Below are 24,724 nucleotides of genomic sequence, written 5' to 3' on the forward strand. Positions count from 1 at the left end.
GCTGTATTTCCCTCTCGACGGAACCGCGTTTACGCCGTTCCGTTAGTGTTGGCCTGATATCGGCTGCTGTAACAGTATCCGACGCAACTCACGCCATTCCGCTTCTTCCATGCTATCCGCCGCCAGCCATAAATGCTGATGACGTCCAGACTCTGCGCGTAAACGCAACACCATCCCGCTCTTCAGTAACCAGGGCGGACGCAAGAGCGTCCAGTCCTGCCCCTGCCAGCGTAAGCGCCCGTCCATGAGTAGCTTGATCTCTCCCTGGCAGGTATTAATCCTGCGCTGGCTACGTACACAGTCAAACACGACCAGCGACAGTAGTATCATCCATAACGGGGTATAACTCAGCGGCCAGGGCATCAATAAAATCACCGCAGAAACCAGCCCATGAATGAGCAATGAGATCCACTGAGCGCGCCATGAGACGCGTAAATCAGATTGCCACAGGACCACGTTCCCGATTCCGTGTCTGAATGAGTCGGACCATCTGTTCCAGTTCAGCGTCAGCCGGTTTACCGTGATTCATTAACCAGTTAAATAAATCCGGGTCATCACTCTGCAACAAACGGACAAAAATACGCTTTTCTTCATCACTTAAACTATCGTACTCATGTTCAAAAAACGGCATGATGGAAATATCAAGTTCGCGCATACCGCGACGACATGCCCAGTGAATACGTGCTTTATTGTGAATATCCATGTTCTTCCTGCCTCGCGAAAATGAAGTACCGGGCTATTGTAACGTGTTTTTGGCGTTGTTTTACGGGAATCTCAGTAATCTGGAACGCGATCGCGAAATAAAAGGCTGGGAATCAATATGTTCATCCATTTTGGATACCGCCTCGCAAAACGATCAATCCGCTCTCAATGGGCTATTTAAAGCACTTGCAATGACCGATGGCTCTTTTACCATTAACCATTATTGTTGCAGCTAACCAGGACATTATTTATGGCTTTTATCTCCTTTCCACCGCGTCATCCTTCATCGTCAGCCCGCCTGCCGCTGACGCTGATCGCGCTTGACGACTGGGCGCTGTCGACCATTACCGGCGTAGACAGTGAAAAGTATATTCAGGGCCAGGTCACCGCTGACGTAAGCCAGATGACTGAGCAGCAACACCTTCTCGCCGCCCACTGCGATGCTAAAGGTAAGATGTGGAGCACTCTGCGCCTGTTCCGTGAGCGCGACGGTTTCGCCTGGATTGAACGCCGTAGCGTGCGTGAAGCACAATTAACGGAGCTGAAAAAGTACGCCGTATTTTCCAAAGTGGTCATCGCGCCGGATGACGAACGCGTATTGCTTGGCGTGGCCGGTTTTCAGGCCCGCGCGGCGCTGGCTAAAGTCTTTAGCGAACTGCCCAATAGCGAAAATCAGGTGGTCAGAGACGGCGCCTCCACGCTGCTATGGTTTGAACATCCTGCGGAACGATTCCTGCTTGTCACCGATGTCGCGACGGCCAACATGTTAACAGAGAAGTTGCATGGCGAAGCCGAACTGAATAACAGCCAACAGTGGCTGGCGTTGGATATTGAAGCAGGCATTCCGGTGATTGACGCGGCGAACAGCGGTCAGTTTATCCCCCAGGCGACTAACCTACAGGCGCTGGGCGGCATCAGCTTCAAGAAAGGCTGCTACACCGGACAGGAGATGGTCGCACGGGCAAAATTCCGCGGCGCCAATAAACGCGCGCTTTGGTTGCTGGCGGGCAAAGCCAGCCGGGTACCGGAAGCAGGAGAAGATCTGGAGCTACAGATGGGCGAGAACTGGCGTCGTACCGGCGCTATTCTGGCGGCGACGCAGTTGGACGATGGTCAGTTACTGGTTCAGGCCGTCATGAATAACGATTTAGAAGCCGAAAGCGTCTTCCGTGTTCGCGACGATGCCAACACCCTGCATATCGTCCCGCTGCCTTACTCGCTGGAAGAGTGATATCACGTTAAAAGCCGGATAGCCTGATAGCGCAACGCCATCAGGCTCGCACGTGCTGCTCTCGTAGGCCGGATAAGGTACGACAGCGCCGCCATCCGGCACGGGCATCCGGGAATTACGCCTGTCCCACATACAAATAGATAGCCAGGAAGTGGCACACGCTGCCGCCCAGCACAAAGCCATGCCAGATGGCGTGGTTATAAGGTATGCGTTTGCAAACATAGAAAATTACGCCCAGCGAGTAAACGACGCCACCTACCGCCAGCAGCGTCACGCCGCCTATCGCCAGCTTAATCGCCAACTGATAAACCACTATCAGCGACAGCCAGCCCATTGCCAGATACGTAACCAGTGAAAGCACTTTAAATCGGTGCGCAATCGTCAACTTGAAGAGGATACCGAATAGCGCCAGGCTCCAGATCACAATCATTAGTCCGCGCGCCAGCGGCGAATCCAGACCTACCAGCAGAAATGGCGTATAGGTTCCGGCAATGAGCAGATAGATAGCGCAGTGATCAAATTTCTTTAACCAGATTTTTGCCTGCTGATGAGGAATGGCATGATAAAGCGTTGAGGCAAGAAAAAGCAGGATCATGCTCCCGCCATATAAACTGTAGCTGGCGATAGCCGTCATACCCGCATTCGCCTCTACCGCCTGAACCAACAACAGCACCAGGCCGACAATACCAAATACCAATCCAATGCCGTGGCTAATACTGTTGGCGATTTCCTCAGCCAGCGAATATCCCTGCGTCATTAATGGTTTTTGCACCATAACTTACTCCGGAGAAACGTTCATAACGATGAACTGCGCCTCTAGCGTAACTGAGAATGGTTCCAGTGAACACATGTTAGCTAAAATAAATTTGCAAAATTAAATTTTGCTTATTATTCAATAAGTTAATTACAAAAACTCAACTAACACGCGTTCATATTTATCAAAGGCATTTAAAATCAATCACATAAAATTGCGTCTGGTTGGGATAGATTTCAGCAATGACCCGTTTCAGCTCATCAAGCGACATATTTTCCTGTTGCGCATGTTTTTCGTTCAGCGTATCCAGCGTCACAGTTGACGTTCCTGTCACTTCGATTGTGCAAAAATAGCCATCATCTTCGAACCGTCCCACGCGTAGCACATCGCCTGCTTTAAAGTGGGACTCGGAGGCATCACGAATAGTGATGGTTTTACGCCCTGCCAGAATGTCATTCTGGAAACGTTGAAAGAAAGTAATGTCGTTTGGCTGCATGTGGTTATCCCCTGAATATGGCCCCTTGAAGTGGATGTTACGATCTGAATGTGTTCTTGTCCCGACACGCGAGCATCCTGGAATTTTGCGTACGCTTTACATGCCATTTGGTGCAGAATGAATGATAACAGACTAAATAAATTGAGATTATGCAACAATGAGAAAACTCACCCTGCCAAAAGATTTTTTATGGGGCAGCGCGGTTGCTGCACACCAGGTTGAAGGCGGCTGGAATAAAGACGGTAAAGGCCCCAGCATCTGCGACGTGCTAACCGGCGGCGCACACGGCGTGCCACGCGAAATCACCCAGAATGTCGTTGCTGGCAAATACTATCCGAACCACGAGGCGGTGGATTTTTACGGACATTACAAAGAAGACATCCGTCTTTTCGCCGAAATGGGGTTCAAATGCTTCCGTACCTCTATTGCCTGGACGCGTATCTTCCCGAATGGCGACGAATCCCAGCCAAACGAGGCCGGTCTGAAATTCTACGACGACATGTTTGATGAGTTACTCAAATACAACATCGAACCGGTCATTACCCTTTCTCACTTTGAAATGCCATTACATCTGGTACAGCACTACGGCGGCTGGACCAATCGTAAGGTCGTTGATTTCTTTGTCCGTTTTGCTGAAGTCGTGTTTGAACGCTACAAACATAAGGTCAAATACTGGATGACCTTCAATGAAATCAACAATCAGCGAAACTGGCGCGCGCCGCTGTTTGGCTACTGCTGTTCCGGCGTGGTGTATACCGAGCATGAGAATCCAGAAGAAACCATGTATCAGGTCTTACATCATCAGTTTGTCGCCAGCGCGCTGGCGGTAAAAGCGGCACGTCGTATTAATCCACAGATGAAAGTGGGTTGTATGCTGGCGATGGTCGCGCTGTATCCTTTCTCCTGTAAACCAGAAGATGTGATGTTTGCTCAGGAATCGATGCGTGAACGCTACGTCTTTACCGATGTGCAGCTGCGCGGCTATTACCCGTCCTATGTGTTGAACGAGTGGGAGCGCCGCGGATTTAACATCAAAATGGAAGATGGCGATCTTGAAGTGCTGCGCGAAGGCACCTGCGATTATCTTGGTTTCAGTTATTACATGACCAACGCGGTCAAAGCCGAAGGCGGTAGCGGCGATGCGATTTCCGGTTTTGAAGGCAGCGTACCGAACCCCTATGTTAAAGCATCTGACTGGGGCTGGCAGATTGACCCGGTGGGCCTGCGTTATTCATTGTGTGAACTGTACGAACGCTATCAAAAGCCGCTGTTTATTGTCGAAAACGGTTTTGGTGCTTACGACAAAGTAGAAGAAGATGGCAGCATCAACGACGACTACCGAATTGACTACCTGCGCGCCCATATTGAAGAGATGAAAAAAGCGGTGACTTACGATGGTGTCGACCTGATGGGCTACACGCCGTGGGGCTGCATCGACTGCGTGTCGTTCACCACCGGTCAGTACAGCAAGCGCTACGGCTTCATCTACGTGAACAAGCACGATGACGGTACGGGCGATATGTCGCGTTCGCGTAAGAAAAGCTTCAACTGGTACAAAGAGGTGATTGCCAGCAACGGCGAGAAGCTTTAACCCCTGCACGTTACCCGCCAGTCGGCGGGTAACACTTTGAACGAGTCTTACCAGGTCTTACCTATTTTAAATTCCCAGCGTACATCTTCCATTTTGGTTGGCGACTTCGCTTCCTGCATTACCGGGAAGAAGGCTCCGGCACCAAACCATAATTTCAGTGAATCGACGGCAATATTAAATGACGGACCAACAACCCATTCGGTAGTTCCAGAATGGTTATTAATTACGCTGCCATTAGACAGTTTTTTCGTTCCAGAGGCATTATTGCTGTAGGCACTTTCCAGACCAAGATCCAGCGGTAAATCGCTAAACATATACCGCACCTGGGTATTCCACTGGAATTCGTTACCTCGTTTCACGTCCTGGTTACCGCGCTCAAATGGTCCCTGATAGACAAAACCCATATCCCCTTTAATGTTAGGAGTAAATAATTTTGTTAAAGTGAGTGTTACTCTTCCTCCCCAGGCGCTATTCCCAGGCAAATGATTATCTCCATCTTGCCCGGTGGGTAGTAATACTGCCCCACCTACCGTAACCCAAAACGGATCACCTCTTCGCTGGCTCATTAAAGCATAATTGACCCCCACCGATTGGTCGCCCATTCCCTCTATGTGCTCAGGAGACAGATTGTCTCGTTTGTTATTGATATAGGAACCCACAGTTGATAATTCTAGTCTGTCGGTCAAACCGTAACGAATCTTCAATAACCATATCTGGGAGTAAACATCCGGACTTCCGTGCCCCTCGATTTGATGATCTTTATCGCGAAATGAGCTATTCACGGCGGTTAATAACTTTCCTTCCGGCAATACTGAACCACCAGAAATAGCGGTATTAACTGGTGCACCTAATAGATTACTGGGATTATTTTCTCCGTTAGCTGCCATTGCATTCATTAATAGAAAATATGTCATTAATGGCAGAAATATAAATCGTTTCATTATTCCCTCCAGGTATAAAAAACAAAGCGCTAAGTTAATAAATATTTACGTTATTTATGTTTATTTTTAATTTATAATTTAAATTAATAACTTGATGAATTTAATATACGGAAATTTTTGTAACTATATTGAGAGGTAAATAACGATTCCGGAGAGAAACTATTTGTAACTACATGTAAATATACTGTGTTGTTTTGATTAAATAACAGCAAGGTAAAAATGACGCACAATGAATCATTAGGCTCTAAAAAAGCGGTAATTTAATTCTGGCTAATACACTGATACAAACGCCAGGTTGCCTGACAGGAGCCAACGATTTAGTGTAATATATTGAATTAGTAACACTTTGTAGCCTGAATAAGGCACTCACACTGCATCCGACATAAACAAAGCGCACTTTATTAACAAGCTGAAAAGGCGCCGAAGCGCCTTTAGAAAACAGTCGAATCAGTAAATTACTGGTAGTCGCTAATCGGTACGCAGGAGCAGAACAGGTTACGGTCGCCATAAACATCATCCAGACGTTTCACCGTCGGCCAGTATTTGTCTGCCACGCCTGCCGGGAATACGGCAACTTCACGGCTGTACGGATGCGCCCACTCGGCGACCAGCTCGCTCTGAATGTGCGGCGCGTTCACCAGCGGGTTATCTTCCAGCGGCCAGACACCCGCTTTCACCTGGTCAATCTCTGCGCGAATAGCCAGCATCGCATCGATAAAGCGATCCAGCTCAGCCTTACCTTCAGATTCCGTCGGCTCTACCATCAGCGTGCCCGCCACCGGGAACGACATGGTCGGCGCATGGAAACCGTAGTCGATCAGACGCTTGGCAATATCCAGCTCGCTGATGCCGGTTTCTTCTTTCAATGGGCGAATATCAAGAATACATTCGTGCGCCACACGGCCATCGCGACCAGTATACAGTACCGGATAGGCATCTTTCAGACGGCTGGCAATGTAGTTAGCGTTAAGAATCGCGACCTGACTTGCCTGCTTCAGGCCTTCTGCGCCCATCATGCGGATGTACATCCAGCTGATTGGCAGGATAGAGGCACTACCGAACGGCGCCGCAGAAACCGCGCCCTGACGGGTTAACATGCCTTCGATTTGCACCACGCTATGGCCCGGTACGAACGGTGCCAGATGCGCTTTCACGCCGATCGGTCCCATGCCTGGGCCACCGCCGCCGTGCGGAATGCAGAAAGTTTTATGCAGGTTAAGATGCGAAACGTCCGCGCCAATAAAGCCCGGTGAGGTAATGCCGACCTGAGCGTTCATGTTCGCGCCGTCAAGGTAAACCTGACCGCCGAACTGGTGCACAACTTCACACACCTCACGGATCGTTTCTTCATACACGCCGTGGGTGGACGGATAGGTCACCATGATGCAAGAAAGGTTCGCAGCATGTTGTTCTGCTTTTGCCCGCAGATCGTCCAGGTCGATGTTGCCGTTCTTATCACAGGCGACTACCACCACCTGCATTCCTGCCATATGTGCAGAAGCAGGGTTAGTGCCGTGAGCAGAGGCCGGAATCAGGCAGATATCGCGATGCCCTTCGTTGCGGCTTTCGTGATAGTGACGAATCGTCAGCAGCCCCGCGTATTCCCCCTGTGCGCCGGAGTTAGGCTGCATACAGACGGCGTCGTACCCGGTGAGTTTCACCAGCCAGTCAGAAAGCTGGCTAATCATCTGATGATATCCTTCCGCCTGTTCCGGCGGGCAGAACGGATGCAGTTCAGCGAATTCCGGCCAGGTGATAGGGATCATCTCGGCGGCGGCGTTCAGCTTCATGGTACAGGAACCCAGCGGGATCATCGCCTGATTCAGCGCCAGATCTTTACGCTCCAGCGAGTGCATATAGCGCATCATCTCGGTTTCGCTGTGGTAACGGTTAAATACCGGATGCGTCAGAGTCGCATCGTCACGCAGCATACTTTGCTGAATGGAACGGCTATCAAGCGCCACGTCTTTATCCAGTGTTTCAATGTTCAGACCGTGGCTGTCGCCCAGCAAAACATTGAACAACTGCGCCACATTCTCACGGGTGGTGGTTTCATCAAGGGTAATCCCCACCGCGTTATGAATATCGCTGCGCAGATTGATCTCTGCCGCTTCCGCACGCGCCAGTACCGCAGCTTTATCAGCTACTTCCACACACAGCGTGTCAAAGTAGTGCGCATGACGCAGCTTTAAGCCTTTCTGTTGCAGACCTGCCGCCAGAATATCGGTCAGGCGGTGGATACGATTCGCAATGCGTTTCAGTCCAACCGGTCCATGATAAACGGCATACAGACTGGCGATGTTAGCCAGCAGTACCTGCGAGGTACAAATGTTGGAGTTCGCTTTCTCACGGCGGATATGCTGCTCGCGAGTCTGCATCGCCATGCGCAGTGCGGTATTGCCCGCCGCATCTTTTGAGACGCCGATAATACGGCCTGGCATGGAGCGTTTAAATTCGTCTTTGGCGGCAAAGAACGCCGCATGCGGGCCACCGTACCCCATCGGTACGCCGAAGCGTTGCGCAGAGCCGAAAACAATGTCCGCGCCCTGTTTGCCCGGAGCCATCAGCAGCACCAGCGCCATAAAATCGGCGGCGACGCTGACCACAACTTTACGGGATTTCAGCTCAGTAATCAGTGCGCTGTAGTCGTGAATTTCGCCCGTGGTGCCTACCTGTTGTAACAGCACGCCAAACACATCCTGGTGATCCAGTGCTTTCGCCGCGTCATCCACAATGACGTCAAAGCCAAAGGTTTCGGCGCGAGTACGCACGACGTCCAGAGTTTGCGGATGGACATCAGAGGCGACAAAGAACCGGTTGGCATTTTTCAGTTTGCTGACGCGCTTTGCCATCGCCATCGCTTCAGCGGCGGCGGTCGCTTCATCCAGCAGCGAGGCGGAAGCCATGTCCAGCCCCGTCAGGTCCAGCGTCACCTGTTGGAAGTTGAGCAGCGCTTCCAGACGCCCCTGAGAGACTTCCGGTTGATACGGGGTATAAGCGGTGTACCAGCCTGGATTTTCCAGCATGTTGCGCAGGATAACCGGCGGTAGCTGCACGGCGGTGTAGCCCATGCCAATGTACGACGTGAAGCGCTTGTTACGCCCGGCGATGGCTTTTAATTCCGCCAGTGCGGCATATTCGGTTGCCGCCTCGCCAACCTGCGGCGGAGTCGCGAGCTGAATGTCTTTCGGCACAATCTGACCTGTCAGCGCGTTTAACGACTCGGCGCCAACCGCATTCAGCATCTCTTGTTGCTGTGCGGCGTCCGGTCCGATGTGGCGTTCAATGAAAGCGCCGCGGTTTTCAAGCTGGCTTAACGTCTGTGTCATGGGCGATGGTTCCTGAAACGTGCAGTGAATCGTGATTGTCTCTAACTCAATTGCCCGGTGGCGCTGACGCTTACCGGGCCTACGCGTGCGAAAACGAATACGCAAAATCATTCGCGTTGCAGTGAGTAGGCCGGATGAGCATTAGCGCCATCCGGCACAACATTATTCGTCTTCTAACAATGCCTCATACGCGGTGGCATCCAGCAGCGATTCAAGTTCGCTTTCATCGCTGGCTTTGATTTTAAAGATCCAGCCACCGGCATACGGTTCGCTGTTCACCAGCTCCGGGGAGTCGCTCAGCGCATCGTTTACCGCCACGATCTCGCCGCTTACCGGCGCATAAATGTCGGACGCCGCTTTTACGGACTCCGCCACGGCGCAGTCGTCGCCCGCGCTTACGGTCGCGCCGACTTCCGGCAGATCAACAAAAACCATATCGCCCAACAGCTCCTGAGCGTGTTCAGTAATGCCAACAGTGTAAGTGCCATCCGCTTCTTTACGCAGCCATTCGTGTTCTTTGCTGTATTTCAGTTCTGCGGGTACGTTGCTCATCAATTAATCTCCAAAAAAGGATGAATCACGCGACGGCTTTGCCGTTACGCACAAAAACAGGTTTAGTCACTTTTACCGGCATTTCACGGTTACGAATTTGTACAATCGCCGTCTCGCCGATGCCCGCCGGAACACGCGCCAGCGCAATGCTGTAGCCCAACGTTGGGGAAAACGTCCCGCTGGTGATAATGCCTTCTTGCTGATTGCCCTGCGCATCGGTAAAACGCACCGGCAGTTCATTACGCAATACGCCTTTCTCGGTCATCACCAGACCGACAAGCTGCTCATGGCCTTTTTCACGCTGCATCTCCAGCGCCTCACGGCCAATAAAGTCGCGGTCAGCAGGTTCCCAGGCGATAGTCCATCCCATATTAGCCGCCAGCGGAGAGATACCTTCATCCATCTCCTGACCGTACAGGTTCATGCCAGCTTCCAGACGCAGCGTGTCGCGCGCGCCAAGACCGCACGGCTTCACGCCCGCCTCCACCAGCGCACGCCAGAAATCCGCCGCTTTTTCATTCGGCATGGCGATTTCATAGCCCGCTTCGCCGGTATAACCGGTGGTGGCGATAAACAGATCGCCCGCCTGAACGCCGAAGAACGGCTTCATACCTTCTACTGCATGGCGCTGTTCGTCAGTAAACAGAGTCGCCGCTTTTTCCTGCGCATTCGGCCCCTGTACCGCAATCAGCGACAGGTCGTCACGAACGGTAATGTCGATGGCATAAGGTTCAGCGTGTTGGGTAATCCAGGAGAGGTCTTTTTCGCGGGTGGCGGAGTTAACAACGAGACGGAAGAAATCTTCAGTGAAGTAGTAGACGATAAGGTCATCAATCACGCCGCCCGATGCGTTAAGCATACCGGAGTAGAGGGCTTTACCCGTCTTCGTTAGCTTCGCGACGTCGTTTGCCAGCAGATAACGTAGAAACTCTCGTGTACGGCTACCATGAAGATCGACAATGGTCATATGCGATACATCAAACATCCCGGCATCGGTGCGCACAGCGTGGTGTTCATCAAGCTGAGAGCCGTAATGCAGGGGCATCATCCAGCCATGAAAATCGACCATGCGGGCGCCGCATAGCGTGTGTTGTTCGTACAAAGGCGTCTGTTGGGCCATCTTTTCCTCGTTGAATTAGCGGGGGGCTAACAACCATTTTCATGGGAAATCTTCGCCACGAAACCTGGCATCGACGCCCTTTTTCCTGCGCCGACGCAAACGTTCTCTTGCTCCTGAACTTACCACCGAACCAAGCGCTAAACCATAAGGATGAATTTACCATCACATTAGCTTATGACTAAAAAACGCTAAAATCCCATCAGCACAAAAAACCACTATTACGCTAAATAACCGTCATAAAAAGGAAGCTGATACGATTTATCACAACATAAATTAATATTAAATGCGGAAAAAATGTCGAAAATCGCGTTCGCTAAAAATAATGACATTAGAAAATATAATGCGAAATAGGCGGTGAAATTAGATTATTTCAAACGAGGAAAGCCCCCCGGCGCGATAGCCGGGAAAGCAAAGTGTGACGGGTTTCAAACTCTTGCTGGCGTGCAGTCAGACGCTTAACGAAGCCATTGCGGAAGGTCGTTTAGCCCCATTGCCTGGCGAAGCAGTTGGGGTTTGACGCCGGGGAGCGTATCCGCCAGTTTCAGCCCGATGTCGCGCAGCAATTTTTTTGCCGGATTTTCGCCGGCAAACAGGTCACGAAAACCTTGCATCCCGGCAAGCATCATCGCCGCGCTATGTTTACGGCTACGCTCATAACGACGGAGATAAAGATGTTGGCCAATGTCTTTGCCCTGGCGCTGAAGCCGGCGCAGATCGTCCACCAGTTCGGCCGCGTCCATAAAGCCGAGGTTGACGCCTTGCCCTGCCAGCGGATGGATGGTGTGCGCGGCATCGCCGACTAACGCCAGACGATGCGCGGCAAACTGGCGAGCATAGCGGCCCGTCAGCGGAAAAACCTGCCGTTCGCTTTCCAGGCGGCATAAGCCCAGCCGATTATCGAAGGCGATAGTCAACGCCTGGTTAAACGCCTCGTCGCCGCTCTGTTGCATACGCTCCGCATCCTGCGGAAAAAGCGACCAGACAATGGAACACAGATGCGGATCGCTTAACGGCAAAAACGCCAGAATACCTTCACCATGAAACACCTGGCGAGCAACCGCGCCGTGCGGCTCTTCGGTGCGGATAGTCGCTACCAGCGCATGGTGACGGTAGTCCCAGAAAGTTAAGGGAATATCCGCTTTGTTACGCAGCCAGGAGTTGGCGCCATCCGCGGCAATCACCAGACGCGCGGTTAACATCGCGCCGTCTTTTAAAGTCAGGAAGGCGTCGTTCTCCCCCCAGGCGACCTGCTGTAACTCCGCTGGCGCCATTAAGGTGATATCCGCCGCTTGCTGCGCTTTTTGCCACAATGCATAGTGAATGACGCTGTTTTCAACAATATGCCCCAGATGGCTATATCCCATGCTTGCGTCATCAAACGTAATACGGCCAAAGCTGTCTTTATCCCAGACTTCCATACCGTGGTAGCAACTTGCCCGTCGCGCCACAATGTTTGACCATACGCCAAGACGGGTAAGCAGTTTTTCGCTGGCGGCATTAATCGCCGACACCCGAAGCTGAGGCGGCGCATCGTTCGCCAACGGCTGGGGAACAACGTGATCCAGTACCGCAACGCGCAAACCGCTCCCCTGCAAGCCGCAGGCGACAGCCAGTCCCACCATGCCTCCGCCAACTATTGCTACATCAACACTTTGCACTATTTACTCCTGGAAACCGGAACAATCAAAACCGTAGGCCGGATAAGGCGAAGCCGCCATCCGGCATTTTTACGAACACGATGCCGGATGGCGGCGTAAACGCCTTATCCGGCCTACAGATCTGCTTAACGCGCAACCCAACCTAAGGTCCGCTGTGCCAGCGCATCGCGCGCAGGCGGTAATAATTCCATTGCCATTAAACCGATATTGCGCCCAATAACCAGCGGCGCCCAACGATTTGCAAACAGATGGACCAGACCGTTCGTTACGCCAATCGTCGTATCCCGGTCAACCTGACGCCGCTGCTGATAGCGCGATAACACGTGCCAGGCGCCAATATCTTCGCCCGCGTCCTGTGCCGCGACCAGCGTTTCCGCCAGGCTCATGACATCGCGCAGACCGAGATTAAACCCTTGTCCGGCGATAGGATGCAACGTTTGCGCCGCATTGCCGACCACGACAGTCCGGTGAGTAAACACTTTTGCCGCCGTAGTCAGGGCAAGCGGATACGCGCTGCGCTTACCCGCCTGAGTAATTCGCCCCAGCCGCCAGCCGAACGCGGCCTGCAACGCATGACAAAACTGCGCGTCGGACCAGCTCAGCACCTCATCGCGCTGGTCGAGCAGGTGACACCAAACCAGCGAACATCGGCCATGCGACATCGGCAACATCGCCAGCGGGCCCTTGGGGGTAAAACGTTCAAAGGCGCGTCCCTGATGCGGGATAGCGGTCGCGACATTCGCTATCACCGCTAACTGTTCGTAAGGCTCCTGATGCCAGTCAACGCCGCAGGCTGACGCGAGCGCGGAGTGGGTACCGTTAGCCGCCACCAGCACGCTGCCAGCTATCACATTGCCGTTTTCCAGAGTGACGTTAACTTGCTGTTGGGTACGCGACACGCTGGCTACGCGCTCCGGGCAGTGCAGCGTAACGCCTGGCGCTTTACGCAAGAGCGCAAACAGACGCAGCCCGATATCATGCAGCTCCGCAACGTGCCCCAACGCTGCCAGACTGTAGTCCTGCGCGTCGAGAGTCACAAATCCGGCATGGCCGCGATCGCTGACGTGTACGGTGTTGATTGCCGTTGCGCAATCGGAAATCGCCTGCCAGACGCCAATTCGCGCCAGTTGCTGACAAGTGCCCGCCGCCAGCGCAATCGCTCTGGCGTCAAAGCCGGGATGACCGTCGGCTTCAGGCGCTTTCGCTTCAATCAGGTGTACAGGCAACGTCCCATGACTGAACTGAGAGATGGCCAGCGCCAGCGTCGCGCCTGCCATGCCGCCGCCAACGATAATGACGCTCATTGCTGCCGCGCCGCCGCCATTAATGCCTCAATGTCATCCGCCTTCTTCACAACGCCAGCGGTCAGGTTTTCATTACCGGTTTCGGTAATGACAATGTCATCTTCAATTCGAACGCCAATGCCGCGATACGCTTCCGGCACGTCGGCATCCGGCGCGATATAGAGACCTGGCTCTACGGTCAGCACCATGCCCGGCTCCAGGATGCGGGAGCGATCCGGCCCATAAACGCCGACATCATGAACATCCAGCCCCAGCCAGTGGCTCAAGCCATGCATAAAAAAAGGACGATGCGCATTTTCGGCAATCAGTTGATCAACCTCTCCTTGCAAAATCCCCAGCTTCACCAGCCCGGTTATCATGATGCGCACGACTTCGCCGGTCACCTCCTGAATAGAGGTGCCAGGACGGAACAGTCGCAGGCTGGTCTCCAGCGATTCCAGAACGATGTCATAAATTTCACGCTGAGCTGGCGTGAATTTCCCGTTCACCGGGAAAGTACGCGTGATGTCGCCCGCGTAACCTTTATATTCACAGCCCGCGTCGATAAGCACTAAATCGCCGTCGCGCATTTCACTTTCGTTTTCAGTGTAATGCAGGATACAGCCATTTTCGCCGCTGCCGACAATGGTGTTATAGGAGGGATAGCGCGCGCCGTGGCGATTAAATTCGTGGTGAATTTCCCCCTCCAGCTGATACTCAAACATCCCCGGACGGCATTTTTCCATCGCGCGGATATGCGCCAGCGCGCTAATTTCCCCGGCGCGGCGCAGGACAGCAATCTCTTCCGGCGATTTGAACAGGCGCATCTCATGGACGATCGGTCGCCAGTCAGTCATGGTGGCCGGCGCGGTCAGATTCTGGCGGGAGCCTTTACGCAGCTTCTCCAGCGCAGCCAGAACAATCTCGTCGGCATACGCATATTCGCCCTGCGCGTGGTACACCACATCCAGACCATTAAGCAACTGAAAGAGTTGCTGGTTGATTTCGCTAAACGCCAGCGCCCGGTCAACGCCCAGTTTTTCCGGTGCGGCATCCTGTCCTAAACGGCGACCAAACCAGATTTCCGCAGTCAGGTCGCGAACGCGGTTGAACAAAACGCTGTGGTTGTGGGTGTCATCACTCTTAATCAGTACCAGCACGGCTTCCGGTTCGTTAAAACCGGTGAAATACCAGAAGTCGCTACTCTGGCGATACGGATATTCACTGTCTGCGCTGCGCGTCGCCTCCGGCGCGGCAAAGATCAGCGCGGCGCTGCCGGGCTGCATTTGCGCCAGTAATGCCTGGCGACGGCGTTGGTATTCCTGCTGAGTCATGACATGGCCTCCATTTCGTTTTTTCTTAGTGTAGCGTCGGTTTACGCACTTCCGGCGCGGTCGGCTGTTGGCGCGTGAAAGTGTCATGACATAACAGCGCCGCAACACGGACATATTCGATGATCTCTTCGAGCGACATCTCCAGCTCTTCCTGATCTTCGCTCTCATCATAACCAAGCTGCGCAATATTACGCAGGTCGTCAATCGCTTCACCCGTTTCGCCGGTGACTTTATCAAGTTTAGGCTGCGTTACGCCGAGGCCAAGCAAAAAGTGGTTAACCCACCCGGCTAAGGCATCTGCGCGATCGAATACGCTGACATCGTCGCCTTCAGGCAGATAAAGCTGAAAAAGAAAGCCGTCGTCTTCCAGCGCGTCGCTGGTCGCCGCGTGCATTTTGCGCAGCGCCTGAGCAAGCTCATGCCCGAAGGCCAGACCTTCGTTCGTCAGGTCGTGCAGCAGCGGCTGCCATGAGCTGTCGTTGTTGCCGCCGCAAATCATCCCGCTGATTAAACCATGCATTTCAGCCGGGGTCAGACCGGCCCCTTGTTGATTCAAAAACCGGTTCATTTCGTTGTAACCAGGCATTTCGTTCTGTATAGACATAAGCATTCGTCATCAAAGGGAGGATATTCATGATATGCTACCACTTTGGACCCTGGTGAACCAGAAAAGGGCTTGTATCTTCACACCAGGGTAGCTATAGTGTCGCCCCTTCGCGGACCCTGGGTCTGGAGACGAAGGCAGCGCAGTCAATCAGCAGGAAGGTGGCATGTCTGCACAACCCGTCGATATCCAAATATTTGGCCGTTCACTGCGAGTGAATTGCCCGCCTGACCAAAGGGATGCGTTGAATCAGGCTGCGGACGATCTGAATCAGCGGTTGCAAGATCTGAAAGTTCGCACTAGAGTCACAAATACTGAGCAGTTGGTTTTCATTGCCGCATTGAATATCAGCTATGAGTTAACTCAGGAAAAAGCGAAGACCCGCGATTACGCGGCGAGCATGGAACAACGTATTCGGATGCTACAACAGACCATCGAACAGGCGTTGCTTGATCAAGGTCGCATAACCGAAAAAACGGGCCAAAACTTTGAATAACACTTTTCGCTTTACTATGGTAAAGTGATTGTGAAAACAGAATTTCTCTGAGATGTTTGCAAGCGGGCCAGTCCCCTGAGCCGATATTTCATACCACAAGAATGTGGCGCTCCGCGGTTGGTGAGCATGCTCGGTTCGTCCGAGAAGCCTTAAAACTGTGACGACACATTCACCTTGAACCAAGGGTTCAAGGGTTACAGCCTGCGGCGGCATCTCGGAGATTCCCCTTCTGACTGGCGACAGCCATGACGCAACTTCCCGAACTCTCTTTATCACGACAAGAAATCCGCCGGATGATTCGGCAACGTCGCCGTGCGCTAACGCCAGAGCAGCAACGCCGTTTTGGTCAACAGGCCGCCGCCCGAATGCTCAGCTTTCCTCCCGTCGTGATGGCGCACACTGTCGCCGTGTTTCTCTCCTTTGATGGCGAACTCGACACCCAGCCGCTGATTGAACAGCTATGGCGAGCGGGCAAGCGCGTCTACCTTCCGGTTCTTCATCCCTTCAGCCCTGGCAACCTCCTGTTCCTGCACTATTATCCGCAGAGTGTGCTGGTGACCAACCGCTTAAAGATTCAGGAGCCACGGCTTGATGTCCGCGACGTATTGCCGCTGGCAAAGCTGGATGTGCTGGTAACGCCGTTAGTCGCGTTTGACGAAGACGGGCAGCGCCTGGGGATGGGCGGCGGATTTTATGACCGTACGTTGCAAAACTGGCAGCAGCATAAGATCCTACCTGTGGGCTACGCGCATGATTGCCAGTTAGTGGAAAAGTTGCCGGTTAAAGAGTGGGATATCCCGCTGCCTGCGGTGGTAACGCCATCCAAAATTTGGGAGTGGTAGCCGTGTTTTGCCGATTGACAGCGTCGCTTTTTTGACCTAAATTTCTCGGTGAAGGGTGAGGGAGGCGAACCTCCCTCCTGCGTACTCTCTGTTAATATGCTGGCGTAGCGATGATTAACAGGATCAGCAGCATGATGACGTATCTCATCATCGTCCCTTTCCTTTTTAGAGCCCCTGCCTCGGTAGGGGCTTTCCCGTTTCAGCGCTATGCTGAGCCCTTATCGTAAATTCCTTTTATTGCTGTACAACACGCAACGCTGCCTTTAATTACCAATTGCGGCAAGGCTCGAAAACAGAATGTATGCGTTACACAAAGAGATGTTGAGGCAGGGAAACCAGAGAAAGGATGGGCAGGTCATCTCCTGCCCATTTAGAGGAAATTAGTACAGCAGACGGGCGCGAATGGTGCCCGGAATCGCCTTCATCGCCAGCAGCGCTTTCTCCGCCACATCGCCATCGGCTTCTATATCAATCACCACATACCCCATTCGGGCGGAGGTTTGCAGATACTGCGCGGCAATGTTAACGCCCTGCTCGGCAAAGATCTGGTTAAGCGCGGTCAATACGCCCGGGCGGTTTTCGTGGATGTGCATCAGGCGACGACCGCCGTGCAGCGGCAGCGACACTTCCGGGAAGTTCACGGCGGAAAGCGTCGAGCCGTTATCCGAGTACTTAATCAGTTTTCCTGCGACTTCCAGACCGATGTTTTCTTGCGCCTCCTGCGTCGAGCCGCCGATATGCGGCGTCAGGATCACATTATCGAATTCGCACAGCGGAGAGGTAAACGGATCGCTATTAGTGGCCGGTTCCGTCGGGAAGACGTCGATAGCCGCCCCCGCCAGATGTTTCGTCGCCAGCGCGTCGCACAAAGCTGGGATATCCACCACCGTACCGCGCGCGGCGTTAATCAGCAGCGAACCCGGCTTCATCAGGGCAATCTCTTTTGCGCCCATCATGTTTTTGGTGGAGGCGTTTTCAGGTACGTGCAGACTGACCACATCGCTCATATTCAGCAATTCAGACAGGTGCTGCACCTGAGTTGCGTTACCAAGCGGCAGTTTATTTTCAATATCATAGAAATAGACATGCATCCCCAGCGATTCCGCCAGAATGCCCAACTGCGTTCCGATATGGCCGTAACCGATAATGCCAAGCTTTTTACCGCGCGCTTCGAACGATCCCGCCGCCAGTTTATTCCATACGCCGCGGTGCGCTTTGGCGTTCGCTTCCGGCACGCCGCGCAGCAGCAGCAACAGCTCGCCAATCACTAGCTCCGCCACGGAACGGGTATTCGAGAATGGCGCGTTAAAGACCGGAATACCGCGTTTTGCCGCCGCATTTAAATCCACCTGGTTGGTGCCGATGCAAAAACAGCCAATCGCCACTAGCTTCTCTGCGGCGTTAATCACTTCTTCTGTCAGATGAGTACGGGATCGCAGACCGATGAAGTGGGCATCGCGGATGGACGCTTTCAACTGTTCAGCGTCCAGCGCGCCCTTGTGATATTCAATGTTGGTGTAACCTGCCGCACGAAGGCTTTCCAGCGCCTTTTGATGCACCCCTTCAACCAGCAGAAATTTAATTTTATCTTTCTCCAGCGATACCTTTGCCATTTCCCCGATCCTGTCTTTTTTTGCCATCTGATGTTGTGTGTGGATTTGCATCCGTCCTTCAACATATCAAAAAAAATTATCACGGCAATATGAACGTTTGCGCCAGCGTCGTGAAGGAATCGCATACAGCGGGAAATAGCAGATGAAAATACCGGGAATAACTTTTTCTTTGGAGGGATCGGCAGGGCAAACGATTAAACGTGATACATGTCACCAAATTTGCCCTGACCGAATTTTTTACGCGGCAGGAAATACGCCTGGCGGGATCATTTTACGATGGTTTTCACCCCGTCCGGCGTGCCGATCAGTGCGACATCGGCGCCACGGTTGGCGAACAACCCTACGGTCACGACGCCCGGAATCGCGTTAATGGCGTTTTCCAGCGCGATGGGATCAAGGATTTCCATACCATAAACATCCAGAATCACGTTGCCGTTATCCGTGACCACGTTCTGACGGTACTCCGGACGCCCGCCCAGCTTCACCAGTTGACGAGCGACCGCACTGCGCGCCATCGGAATCACTTCGACCGGCAACGGGAATTTGCCAAGAATATCCACCTGTTTAGAGGCATCCGCAATACAGATAAATTTCTCCGCCACGGAAGCAATAATTTTCTCACGGGTTAATGCCGCGCCGCCGCCTTTGATCATCTGCATATGACCGTTGATTTCGTCCGCGCCATCGACATAGATACCCAGGCTATCCACTTCGTTGAGATCAAACACATGAATACCGAGGCCTTTGAGTTTTTCAGTCGAGGCGTCCGAGCTGGAGACCGCGCCTTCAATCTGGCCTTTCATTGTGCCCAGCGCATCAATAAAGTGTGCGGCCGTTGAGCCTGTACCAACGCCCACAATGGTGCCGGGCTGTACATACTGAAGTGCCGCCCATCCTACCGCTTTTTTCAGTTCATCCTGCGTCATAGATCGTTTCGCCTGTGGTGTGAAAATACAGCCGCATTATAGAACATTGTCGGGAAAAATCTCCGTGTCCGTACACAGGCTACGGATTTCATCTGTACCGACGGCAAATTTATGTCATAGTGCGGAAAAAAATAACAGGAGCATGACACAACAATGAAACGTCCGGACTACAGAACACTACAGGCGCTGGATGCCGTTATACGTGAACGAGGATTCGAGCGCGCCGCCCAGAAGCTGTGCATCACGCAATCCGCCGTCTCACAGCGCATAAAACAGCTTGAGAATATGTTCGGACAACCTTTGTTGGTGCGTACCGTTCCTCCTCGCCCCACGGAGCAAGGGCAAAAATTACTGGCTCTGCTGCGTCAGGTTGAACTGCAGGAAGAAGAGTGGCTGGGCGATGAACAAACCGGCTCTACGCCGCTGCTGCTGTCGCTGGCGGTTAACGCCGACAGTCTGGCGACCTGGCTGCTTCCGGCGCTGGCGCCGGTACTGGCGGACTCCCCTATCCGTCTCAATTTACAGGTGGAAGATGAAACGCGCACGCAAGAACGTCTGCGGCGCGGCGAGGTGGTGGGCGCGGTGAGTATTCAGCATCAGGCGCTACCCAGTTGCCTGGTGGACAAACTGGGCGCACTCGACTATCTGTTTGTCGCGTCAAAGCCGTTTGCCGAGCGCTATTTCCCCAATGGCGTTACCCGGTCGTCGCTGCTAAAAGCGCCCGCCGTCGCGTTCGACCATCTGGATGATATGCATCAGGCCTTTTTGCAACAGAATTTCGATCTACCGCCCGGCAGCGTGCCGTGCCATATCGTTAATTCATCCGAAGCATTTGTACAGCTTGCGCGTCAGGGCACGACCTGCTGCATGATCCCTCACCTGCAGATTGAGAAAGAGCTGGAAAGCGGCGAGTTGATCAACTTAACGCCTGGTTTGCTGCAGCGCCGGATGCTTTACTGGCACCGCTTTGCCCCGGAAAGCCGGATGATGCGCAAAGTGACCGACGCGCTGCTGGAGTACGGGCACAAGGTGCTGCGTCAGGATTAGCCTCTCTATGAATGCCGGATGGCGGCGTGAACGTCTTATCCGGCCTGCATGACCCATTATTCCCTCGTCACTTCTTTGAAGTTCATCACAAAATCATTGCGTTCAGGCGGCAAAAAACGACGCGCCATTGGCTATTTTTTGCTGGCGACAAGGCGATTCAAAACGCTCACCGTATTAGCAAATCTTCATTTCAATGCGTAATACGGAGCAAAAAATGAGAACACCGGGAGAAAACGCGGCCTGGAAGCGCCCAGGCCGGGCGAGATTACTGCGTGCTGGCGGCCGTTGTCGACGTCTGCCCTGTTCCAGGTTCAAGCTGGAAGACCACATCGACCTGATCGTCGAACTGAATGGTCGGCTGCTCGTAAGTTTCCTGCGCGGATACCGGCGCAGCATCTGCGGCTTTCATCATTCGCACCACCGGACTCGGCTGATAATTAGAGACATGGTAACGAACGCTGTAAACTGGCCCCAATTTACTGTTAAAACCGGCTGCCAGCGCTTGCGCCTGATGAATCGCGTCATCAATGGCGGCTTTGCGGGCCTTGTCTTTATAGGCGTCCGGTTGCGCCACGCCCAGCGATACCGAACGAATCTCGTTCAAACCCGCCTTCAGCGCGCCGTCCAGCAGCGAATTGAGTTTATCTAACTGACGCAGCGTCACCTCAACGGTTCGCACCGCGCGATACCCTTTCAGAATGCTTTTACCGTTTTGGTAATCATAATCTGGCTGCGTGCGCAGATTTGCCGCGCTAATGTCTTTTTTCGCAATCTGATTTTGCTCAAGGAAGGAAAGATATTGCGCCACGCGCTCATCGGCCTGCTTCTTCGCCGTCGCCGCGTCCTTCGCCGCGACGTTCACTTCAATCGCTAAGGTGGCGATATCAGGCACAGCATCGACGCTTGCCGTACCGGAAGTCACGATGTGCGGGCCTTCCGGCAATTCGCTTGCCTGCGCCGACATTGCACTTAAACCCACTAATGCCGCCAGGGCCATCACTTTGAACTTCACAGTCTCTCCTCCATATTGCAGTCATTGCCCTGATATACAGGGCGCATGCAGGCAAGCTTAGCGGATATCGGCCTGTTGTCCATCAGACAACGCTTAGTTGAAAAGCGCGTGCATATGCGCGACGCCTTCCCGCGCCAGTTGGAAGGCGATAAGCCACATCACCACCCCAACCAGAATGTTGATAATGAGTTGAGCTTTCGCCGTACGCAGTCGAGGCGCAAGCCAGGCCGCCAGTAGCGCTAACCCAAAAAACCATAAGAACGACGCGCTAATCGTGCCGAGGGCGAACCAGCGCTTTGGCTCCATAGCCAGTTGTCCGCCGAGACTGCCCAACACGACAAACGTATCCAGATAAACGTGCGGATTCAGCCACGTTACCGCCAGCATCGTAGCAATAATTTTCCAGCGCCCCTGCTTCATAACCTCGGCGCTGGCCAGCTCCAGATTACTGCTCATTGCCGTTTTCAGCGCGCCAAAACCGTACCATAACAAGAACGCGACCCCGCCCCATGTGACCAGCGCCAGCAGCCACGGCGACTGCATCAGCAACGCGCTGCCGCCAAAAATACCGGCGCTAATCAGGACTAAATCACTTAACGCGCAAAGCAGCGCTATCATGAGGTGGTACTGGCGACGAATTCCCTGATTCATCACAAACGCATTTTGCGGGCCAAGCGGAAGGATCATGGCGGCGCCAAGGGCAAACCCTTGAAAATAATAAGATATCACGTTAACTACCCTGAGCTGTTTTTCTTAAAGGCAGACTATAGCGCGGGAATATTATTAGCGGAAATTGATAGTTTTAATCACTAATAAGAAAAGCTAATGAAGAGACTGAATAACGGATGGCGGATACGCTTATCCGCTCAATAACCAGAGAATACTGGAGGCGGATAAACGCAGCACTGGCAGGCAGCACGGGAGGAAAATTACTCCGCGGCGTTATCTTTCACGCGTTTAAAATTGACGTCCATCTGCGGGTACGGGAAGCTAATACCAGCGGCGTCGAATTCACGTTTAATACGTTCCAGCACGTCCCAGTAGACATTTTGCAGGTCGCTGCTTTTACTCCAGACACGCACCACAAAATTAATTGATGAGGCGCCCAGCTCATTCAAACGCACCGTCATTTCGCGATCTTTTAAAATACGATCGTCGGACTCGATAATCGTCGTGAGCAGCTGTTTCACCTGATCGATATCCGAATCGTAGGCCACCCCAATAATGAATTCGTTGCGGCGAACCGGCTCACGAGAATAGTTGATGATATTTCCCGCGATAATTTTGCCATTCGGAATCACAATAATTTTGCCGTCTACCGCGCGCATTGTCGTGGAAAAGATTTGCACGTTAAGTACCGTACCGGCAACGCCGCCTAAATCGACATACTCACCGGCGCGGAACGGACGGAACATAACCAGCAATACCCCAGCCGCAAGGTTAGAAAGCGATCCCTGTAATGCCAGGCCAACGGCTAAACCAGCGGCGCCCAGTACGGCAATAACCGAGGCGGTTTGAACCCCCACGCGACCCAGAGCCGCAATCAGCGTAAAAGCGATAACCCCATAGCGCACCAGCGCAGAAAGAAAGTCGGCCACTGTCGCATCAATATGACGCGCACGCATCAGACGATTTACCGTATTGGAAATCACGCGCGCTACAATCAAGCCGATGATGATAATAGCGATAGCCGCAACAATATTCACAGCATAGCTGAGCAATAACGCCTGGTTGCGTACCAGCCAGGTGCCCGCACCATTTATGCTGTCGACAACATTCAAATCTTCCATTCAATATTCCTTGGTCATAGCAAAACAAGCAAATGAGATCATTCTCACGAAAAGAACTTTTTAAAGGTAAACAAAAACAGAGGAATATGCCATTTTTCGGCATCATCCCAAAACCAAAAAAGGCAGGTACATTGTGAGTTGGCCGGATGAAAGCGCTAACTAACGCCGCTCTCCGGAAATAACGATAAAAAAATGGCTTCCCAAGGGAAGCCATTTCAATCAGCAGACTATATTACAGAACGTCAATCGCGTTCAGTTCTTTAAATGCTTTTTCCAGACGAGCGATCATCGAAGTCTGGCCAGCACGCAGCCATACGCGCGGGTCATAGTATTTCTTGTTCGGCTGATCTTCGCCTTTCGGGTTGCCCAGCTGACCTTGCAGATACGCTTCGTTTTCTTTGTAGTAGTTCAGAACACCTTCCCAGGTTGCCCATTGGGTATCGGTATCGATGTTCATTTTCACTACGCCGTAGCTTACGGAGTCTTTGATTTCCTGAGCAGTAGAACCGGAACCGCCGTGGAAAACGAAGTTCAGGCTGTTGTGCGGCAGGTTGTGTTTCTTAGAAACATAGTCCTGAGAATCACGCAGAATGGTCGGGGTCAGAACCACGTTACCCGGCTTGTAAACGCCGTGTACGTTACCGAAGGAAGCGGCAATGGTGAAACGCGGGCTGATTTTGCTCAGCTCAGTGTACGCGTAATCAACGTCTTCCGGCTGGGTGTACAGGGCAGAAGCGTCCATGTGGCTGTTGTCCACGCCGTCTTCTTCACCACCGGTGCAACCCAGTTCGATTTCCAGAGTCATGCCAATTTTGGACATGCGCGCCAGGTATTTGGAGCAGATTTCGATGTTTTCGTGCAGAGACTCTTCAGACAGGTCAATCATGTGAGAAGAGAACAGCGGTTTACCGGTAGCCGCGAAGTGTTTTTCACCCGCATCCAGCAGACCGTCGATCCACGGCAGCAGTTTCTTCGCGCAGTGGTCAGTGTGCAGGATAACCGGCACGCCGTAGTGTTCAGCCATCTGGTGAACGTGATGCGCGCCAGAGATAGCGCCCAGGATTGCCGCGCCCTGAGGTACGTCAGTTTTCACGCCTTTACCCGCGATGAAGGACGCGCCGCCGTTGGAGAACTGAACGATGACCGGTGCTTTAACTTTTGCAGCGGTTTCCAGAACAGCGTTGATGGAATCAGTGCCCACGCAGTTAACTGCCGGCAGAGCAAAATTGTTTTCTTTTGCTACCTGGAACACTTTCTGTACGTCATCACCAGTGATCACGCCTGGTTTTACGAAATCAAAAATTTTAGACATGTTTCGTTGTCCTGTATCGTCGGGCTTTGGGAAAAAACACGGGCCGCCCTGAATGTCAGATCGGCGATAAATCAACGGGCAGGAATCCCTG

At 52.8% G+C, this 24,724-nt stretch carries 23 protein-coding genes and 1 other RNA gene; 6 read left to right on the plus strand and 18 right to left on the minus strand.

The window, feature by feature from the left end:
* Nucleotides 1–42 precede the first annotated feature (42 nt).
* Nucleotides 43–456, minus strand: a complete 414-nt coding sequence (locus tag ACFK9X_RS19695) for a protein YgfX (protein WP_000244761.1) — start codon at nucleotides 454–456, stop codon at nucleotides 43–45.
* Complete coding sequence (sdhE, locus tag ACFK9X_RS19700) at nucleotides 437–703, minus strand: FAD assembly factor SdhE (protein WP_000351186.1); 267 nt, start codon at nucleotides 701–703, stop codon at nucleotides 437–439. Before sdhE ends, ACFK9X_RS19695 begins: the two co-directional genes overlap by 20 nt.
* Nucleotides 704–952: 249 nt before the next feature.
* Here sdhE and ygfZ point away from each other — a divergent pair, with 249 nt between their 5' ends.
* Entirely contained in the window at nucleotides 953–1,933 is a 981-nt protein-coding gene (ygfZ, locus tag ACFK9X_RS19705) for a tRNA-modifying protein YgfZ (RefSeq protein WP_151117454.1), read from the plus strand.
* Between the two features lie 115 nt (nucleotides 1,934–2,048).
* Here the strand turns inward: ygfZ and ACFK9X_RS19710 are convergent, their stop codons facing one another.
* Together ACFK9X_RS19710 and yqfB are read right to left on the minus strand one after the other, a co-directional pair.
* Nucleotides 2,049–2,708 carry a hemolysin III family protein gene (locus tag ACFK9X_RS19710; RefSeq protein ID WP_053444817.1) on the minus strand — a complete coding sequence of 220 codons (660 nt, stop codon included), beginning with the start codon at nucleotides 2,706–2,708 and terminating at the stop codon, nucleotides 2,049–2,051.
* Between the two features lie 163 nt (nucleotides 2,709–2,871).
* Nucleotides 2,872–3,183 carry a N(4)-acetylcytidine aminohydrolase gene (gene yqfB / locus ACFK9X_RS19715; protein ID WP_001182976.1) on the minus strand — a complete coding sequence of 104 codons (312 nt, stop codon included), beginning with the start codon at nucleotides 3,181–3,183 and terminating at the stop codon, nucleotides 2,872–2,874.
* Nucleotides 3,184–3,340: 157 nt separating this feature from the next.
* Between yqfB and bglA the strand changes: the two genes are divergently transcribed.
* Nucleotides 3,341–4,774, plus strand: coding sequence for a 6-phospho-beta-glucosidase BglA (gene bglA / locus ACFK9X_RS19720; RefSeq protein WP_151117458.1), 1,434 nt, complete (start codon nucleotides 3,341–3,343; stop codon nucleotides 4,772–4,774).
* Nucleotides 4,775–4,821: 47 nt separating this feature from the next.
* Here bglA and ACFK9X_RS19725 read toward each other — a convergent pair whose 3' ends face one another.
* From ACFK9X_RS19725 to ACFK9X_RS19760, 8 genes are all read right to left on the minus strand, one after another.
* On the minus strand, nucleotides 4,822–5,715 hold the full coding sequence (locus ACFK9X_RS19725; protein ID WP_000819375.1) for a transporter: 894 nt from the start codon (nucleotides 5,713–5,715) through the stop codon (nucleotides 4,822–4,824).
* Between the two features lie 455 nt (nucleotides 5,716–6,170).
* Entirely contained in the window at nucleotides 6,171–9,044 is a 2,874-nt protein-coding gene (gene gcvP, locus ACFK9X_RS19730) for an aminomethyl-transferring glycine dehydrogenase (RefSeq protein ID WP_151117461.1), read from the minus strand.
* A 162-nt stretch (nucleotides 9,045–9,206) separates the two neighbouring features.
* Entirely contained in the window at nucleotides 9,207–9,596 is a 390-nt protein-coding gene (gene gcvH, locus ACFK9X_RS19735) for a glycine cleavage system protein GcvH (RefSeq protein WP_001295377.1), read from the minus strand.
* Nucleotides 9,597–9,621: 25 nt separating this feature from the next.
* On the minus strand, nucleotides 9,622–10,716 hold the full coding sequence (gene gcvT, locus ACFK9X_RS19740; RefSeq protein ID WP_000068733.1) for a glycine cleavage system aminomethyltransferase GcvT: 1,095 nt from the start codon (nucleotides 10,714–10,716) through the stop codon (nucleotides 9,622–9,624).
* Between the two features lie 455 nt (nucleotides 10,717–11,171).
* The gene (gene ubiI, locus ACFK9X_RS19745) at nucleotides 11,172–12,374 is read right to left on the minus strand and encodes an FAD-dependent 2-octaprenylphenol hydroxylase (RefSeq protein WP_052931769.1); all 1,203 of its coding nucleotides are present in this window, start codon (nucleotides 12,372–12,374) and stop codon (nucleotides 11,172–11,174) included.
* Nucleotides 12,375–12,499: 125 nt separating this feature from the next.
* Complete coding sequence (gene ubiH, locus ACFK9X_RS19750; RefSeq protein WP_151117463.1) at nucleotides 12,500–13,678, minus strand: 2-octaprenyl-6-methoxyphenyl hydroxylase; 1,179 nt, start codon at nucleotides 13,676–13,678, stop codon at nucleotides 12,500–12,502.
* Nucleotides 13,675–14,991 (minus strand): Xaa-Pro aminopeptidase, encoded by a 1,317-nt coding sequence (gene pepP, locus ACFK9X_RS19755; RefSeq protein WP_000193681.1) that lies wholly within the window; start codon nucleotides 14,989–14,991, stop codon nucleotides 13,675–13,677. The genes ubiH and pepP overlap by 4 nt, the downstream gene beginning before the upstream one ends.
* Before the next feature lie 25 nt (nucleotides 14,992–15,016).
* Entirely contained in the window at nucleotides 15,017–15,595 is a 579-nt protein-coding gene (locus tag ACFK9X_RS19760) for a YecA family protein (protein WP_000027236.1), read from the minus strand.
* A gap of 166 nt (nucleotides 15,596–15,761) precedes the next feature.
* On the opposite strand from ACFK9X_RS19760, the gene zapA reads away from it, so the two are divergent.
* The 3 genes from zapA (at nucleotide 15,762) to ACFK9X_RS19775 (ending at nucleotide 16,933) form a co-directional block, all read left to right on the plus strand.
* Nucleotides 15,762–16,091 carry a cell division protein ZapA gene (zapA, locus tag ACFK9X_RS19765; protein ID WP_001276011.1) on the plus strand — a complete coding sequence of 110 codons (330 nt, stop codon included), beginning with the start codon at nucleotides 15,762–15,764 and terminating at the stop codon, nucleotides 16,089–16,091.
* Between the two features lie 41 nt (nucleotides 16,092–16,132).
* Nucleotides 16,133–16,316, plus strand: a non-coding RNA gene (gene ssrS / locus ACFK9X_RS19770) — 6S RNA.
* A 20-nt stretch (nucleotides 16,317–16,336) separates the two neighbouring features.
* Complete coding sequence (locus ACFK9X_RS19775; protein WP_001520956.1) at nucleotides 16,337–16,933, plus strand: 5-formyltetrahydrofolate cyclo-ligase; 597 nt, start codon at nucleotides 16,337–16,339, stop codon at nucleotides 16,931–16,933.
* A gap of 380 nt (nucleotides 16,934–17,313) precedes the next feature.
* Here ACFK9X_RS19775 and serA read toward each other — a convergent pair whose 3' ends face one another.
* Entirely contained in the window at nucleotides 17,314–18,546 is a 1,233-nt protein-coding gene (gene serA / locus ACFK9X_RS19780; RefSeq protein WP_001151627.1) for a phosphoglycerate dehydrogenase, read from the minus strand.
* Between the two features lie 266 nt (nucleotides 18,547–18,812).
* Entirely contained in the window at nucleotides 18,813–19,472 is a 660-nt protein-coding gene (gene rpiA / locus ACFK9X_RS19785; RefSeq protein WP_000189741.1) for a ribose-5-phosphate isomerase RpiA, read from the minus strand.
* Nucleotides 19,473–19,625: 153 nt separating this feature from the next.
* Here rpiA and argP point away from each other — a divergent pair, with 153 nt between their 5' ends.
* Nucleotides 19,626–20,519, plus strand: coding sequence for a DNA-binding transcriptional regulator ArgP (argP, locus tag ACFK9X_RS19790; RefSeq protein WP_151117466.1), 894 nt, complete (start codon nucleotides 19,626–19,628; stop codon nucleotides 20,517–20,519).
* Between the two features lie 265 nt (nucleotides 20,520–20,784).
* On the opposite strand, the gene ACFK9X_RS19795 is transcribed toward argP, so the two are convergent.
* The 4 genes from ACFK9X_RS19795 to fbaA all read right to left on the minus strand — a co-directional run bounded on the left by ACFK9X_RS19795 (nucleotide 20,785) and on the right by fbaA (nucleotide 24,633).
* Complete coding sequence (locus ACFK9X_RS19795) at nucleotides 20,785–21,531, minus strand: oxidative stress defense protein (protein WP_000669854.1); 747 nt, start codon at nucleotides 21,529–21,531, stop codon at nucleotides 20,785–20,787.
* 93 nt (nucleotides 21,532–21,624) lie between these two features.
* Nucleotides 21,625–22,260, minus strand: a complete 636-nt coding sequence (gene argO / locus ACFK9X_RS19800) for an arginine exporter ArgO (protein ID WP_151117469.1) — start codon at nucleotides 22,258–22,260, stop codon at nucleotides 21,625–21,627.
* A gap of 200 nt (nucleotides 22,261–22,460) precedes the next feature.
* Nucleotides 22,461–23,321: a small-conductance mechanosensitive channel MscS gene (locus ACFK9X_RS19805; protein WP_000389833.1), complete on the minus strand. Its 861-nt coding sequence runs from the start codon at nucleotides 23,319–23,321 to the stop codon at nucleotides 22,461–22,463.
* 232 nt (nucleotides 23,322–23,553) lie between these two features.
* Nucleotides 23,554–24,633 (minus strand): class II fructose-bisphosphate aldolase, encoded by a 1,080-nt coding sequence (gene fbaA, locus ACFK9X_RS19810; protein ID WP_000034386.1) that lies wholly within the window; start codon nucleotides 24,631–24,633, stop codon nucleotides 23,554–23,556.
* Nucleotides 24,634–24,724 lie beyond the last annotated feature (91 nt).

This window comes from Salmonella sp. WC3, from assembly GCF_042932255.1.
GTDB classification, from domain to species: Bacteria; Pseudomonadota; Gammaproteobacteria; order Enterobacterales; family Enterobacteriaceae; genus Salmonella; species Salmonella enterica.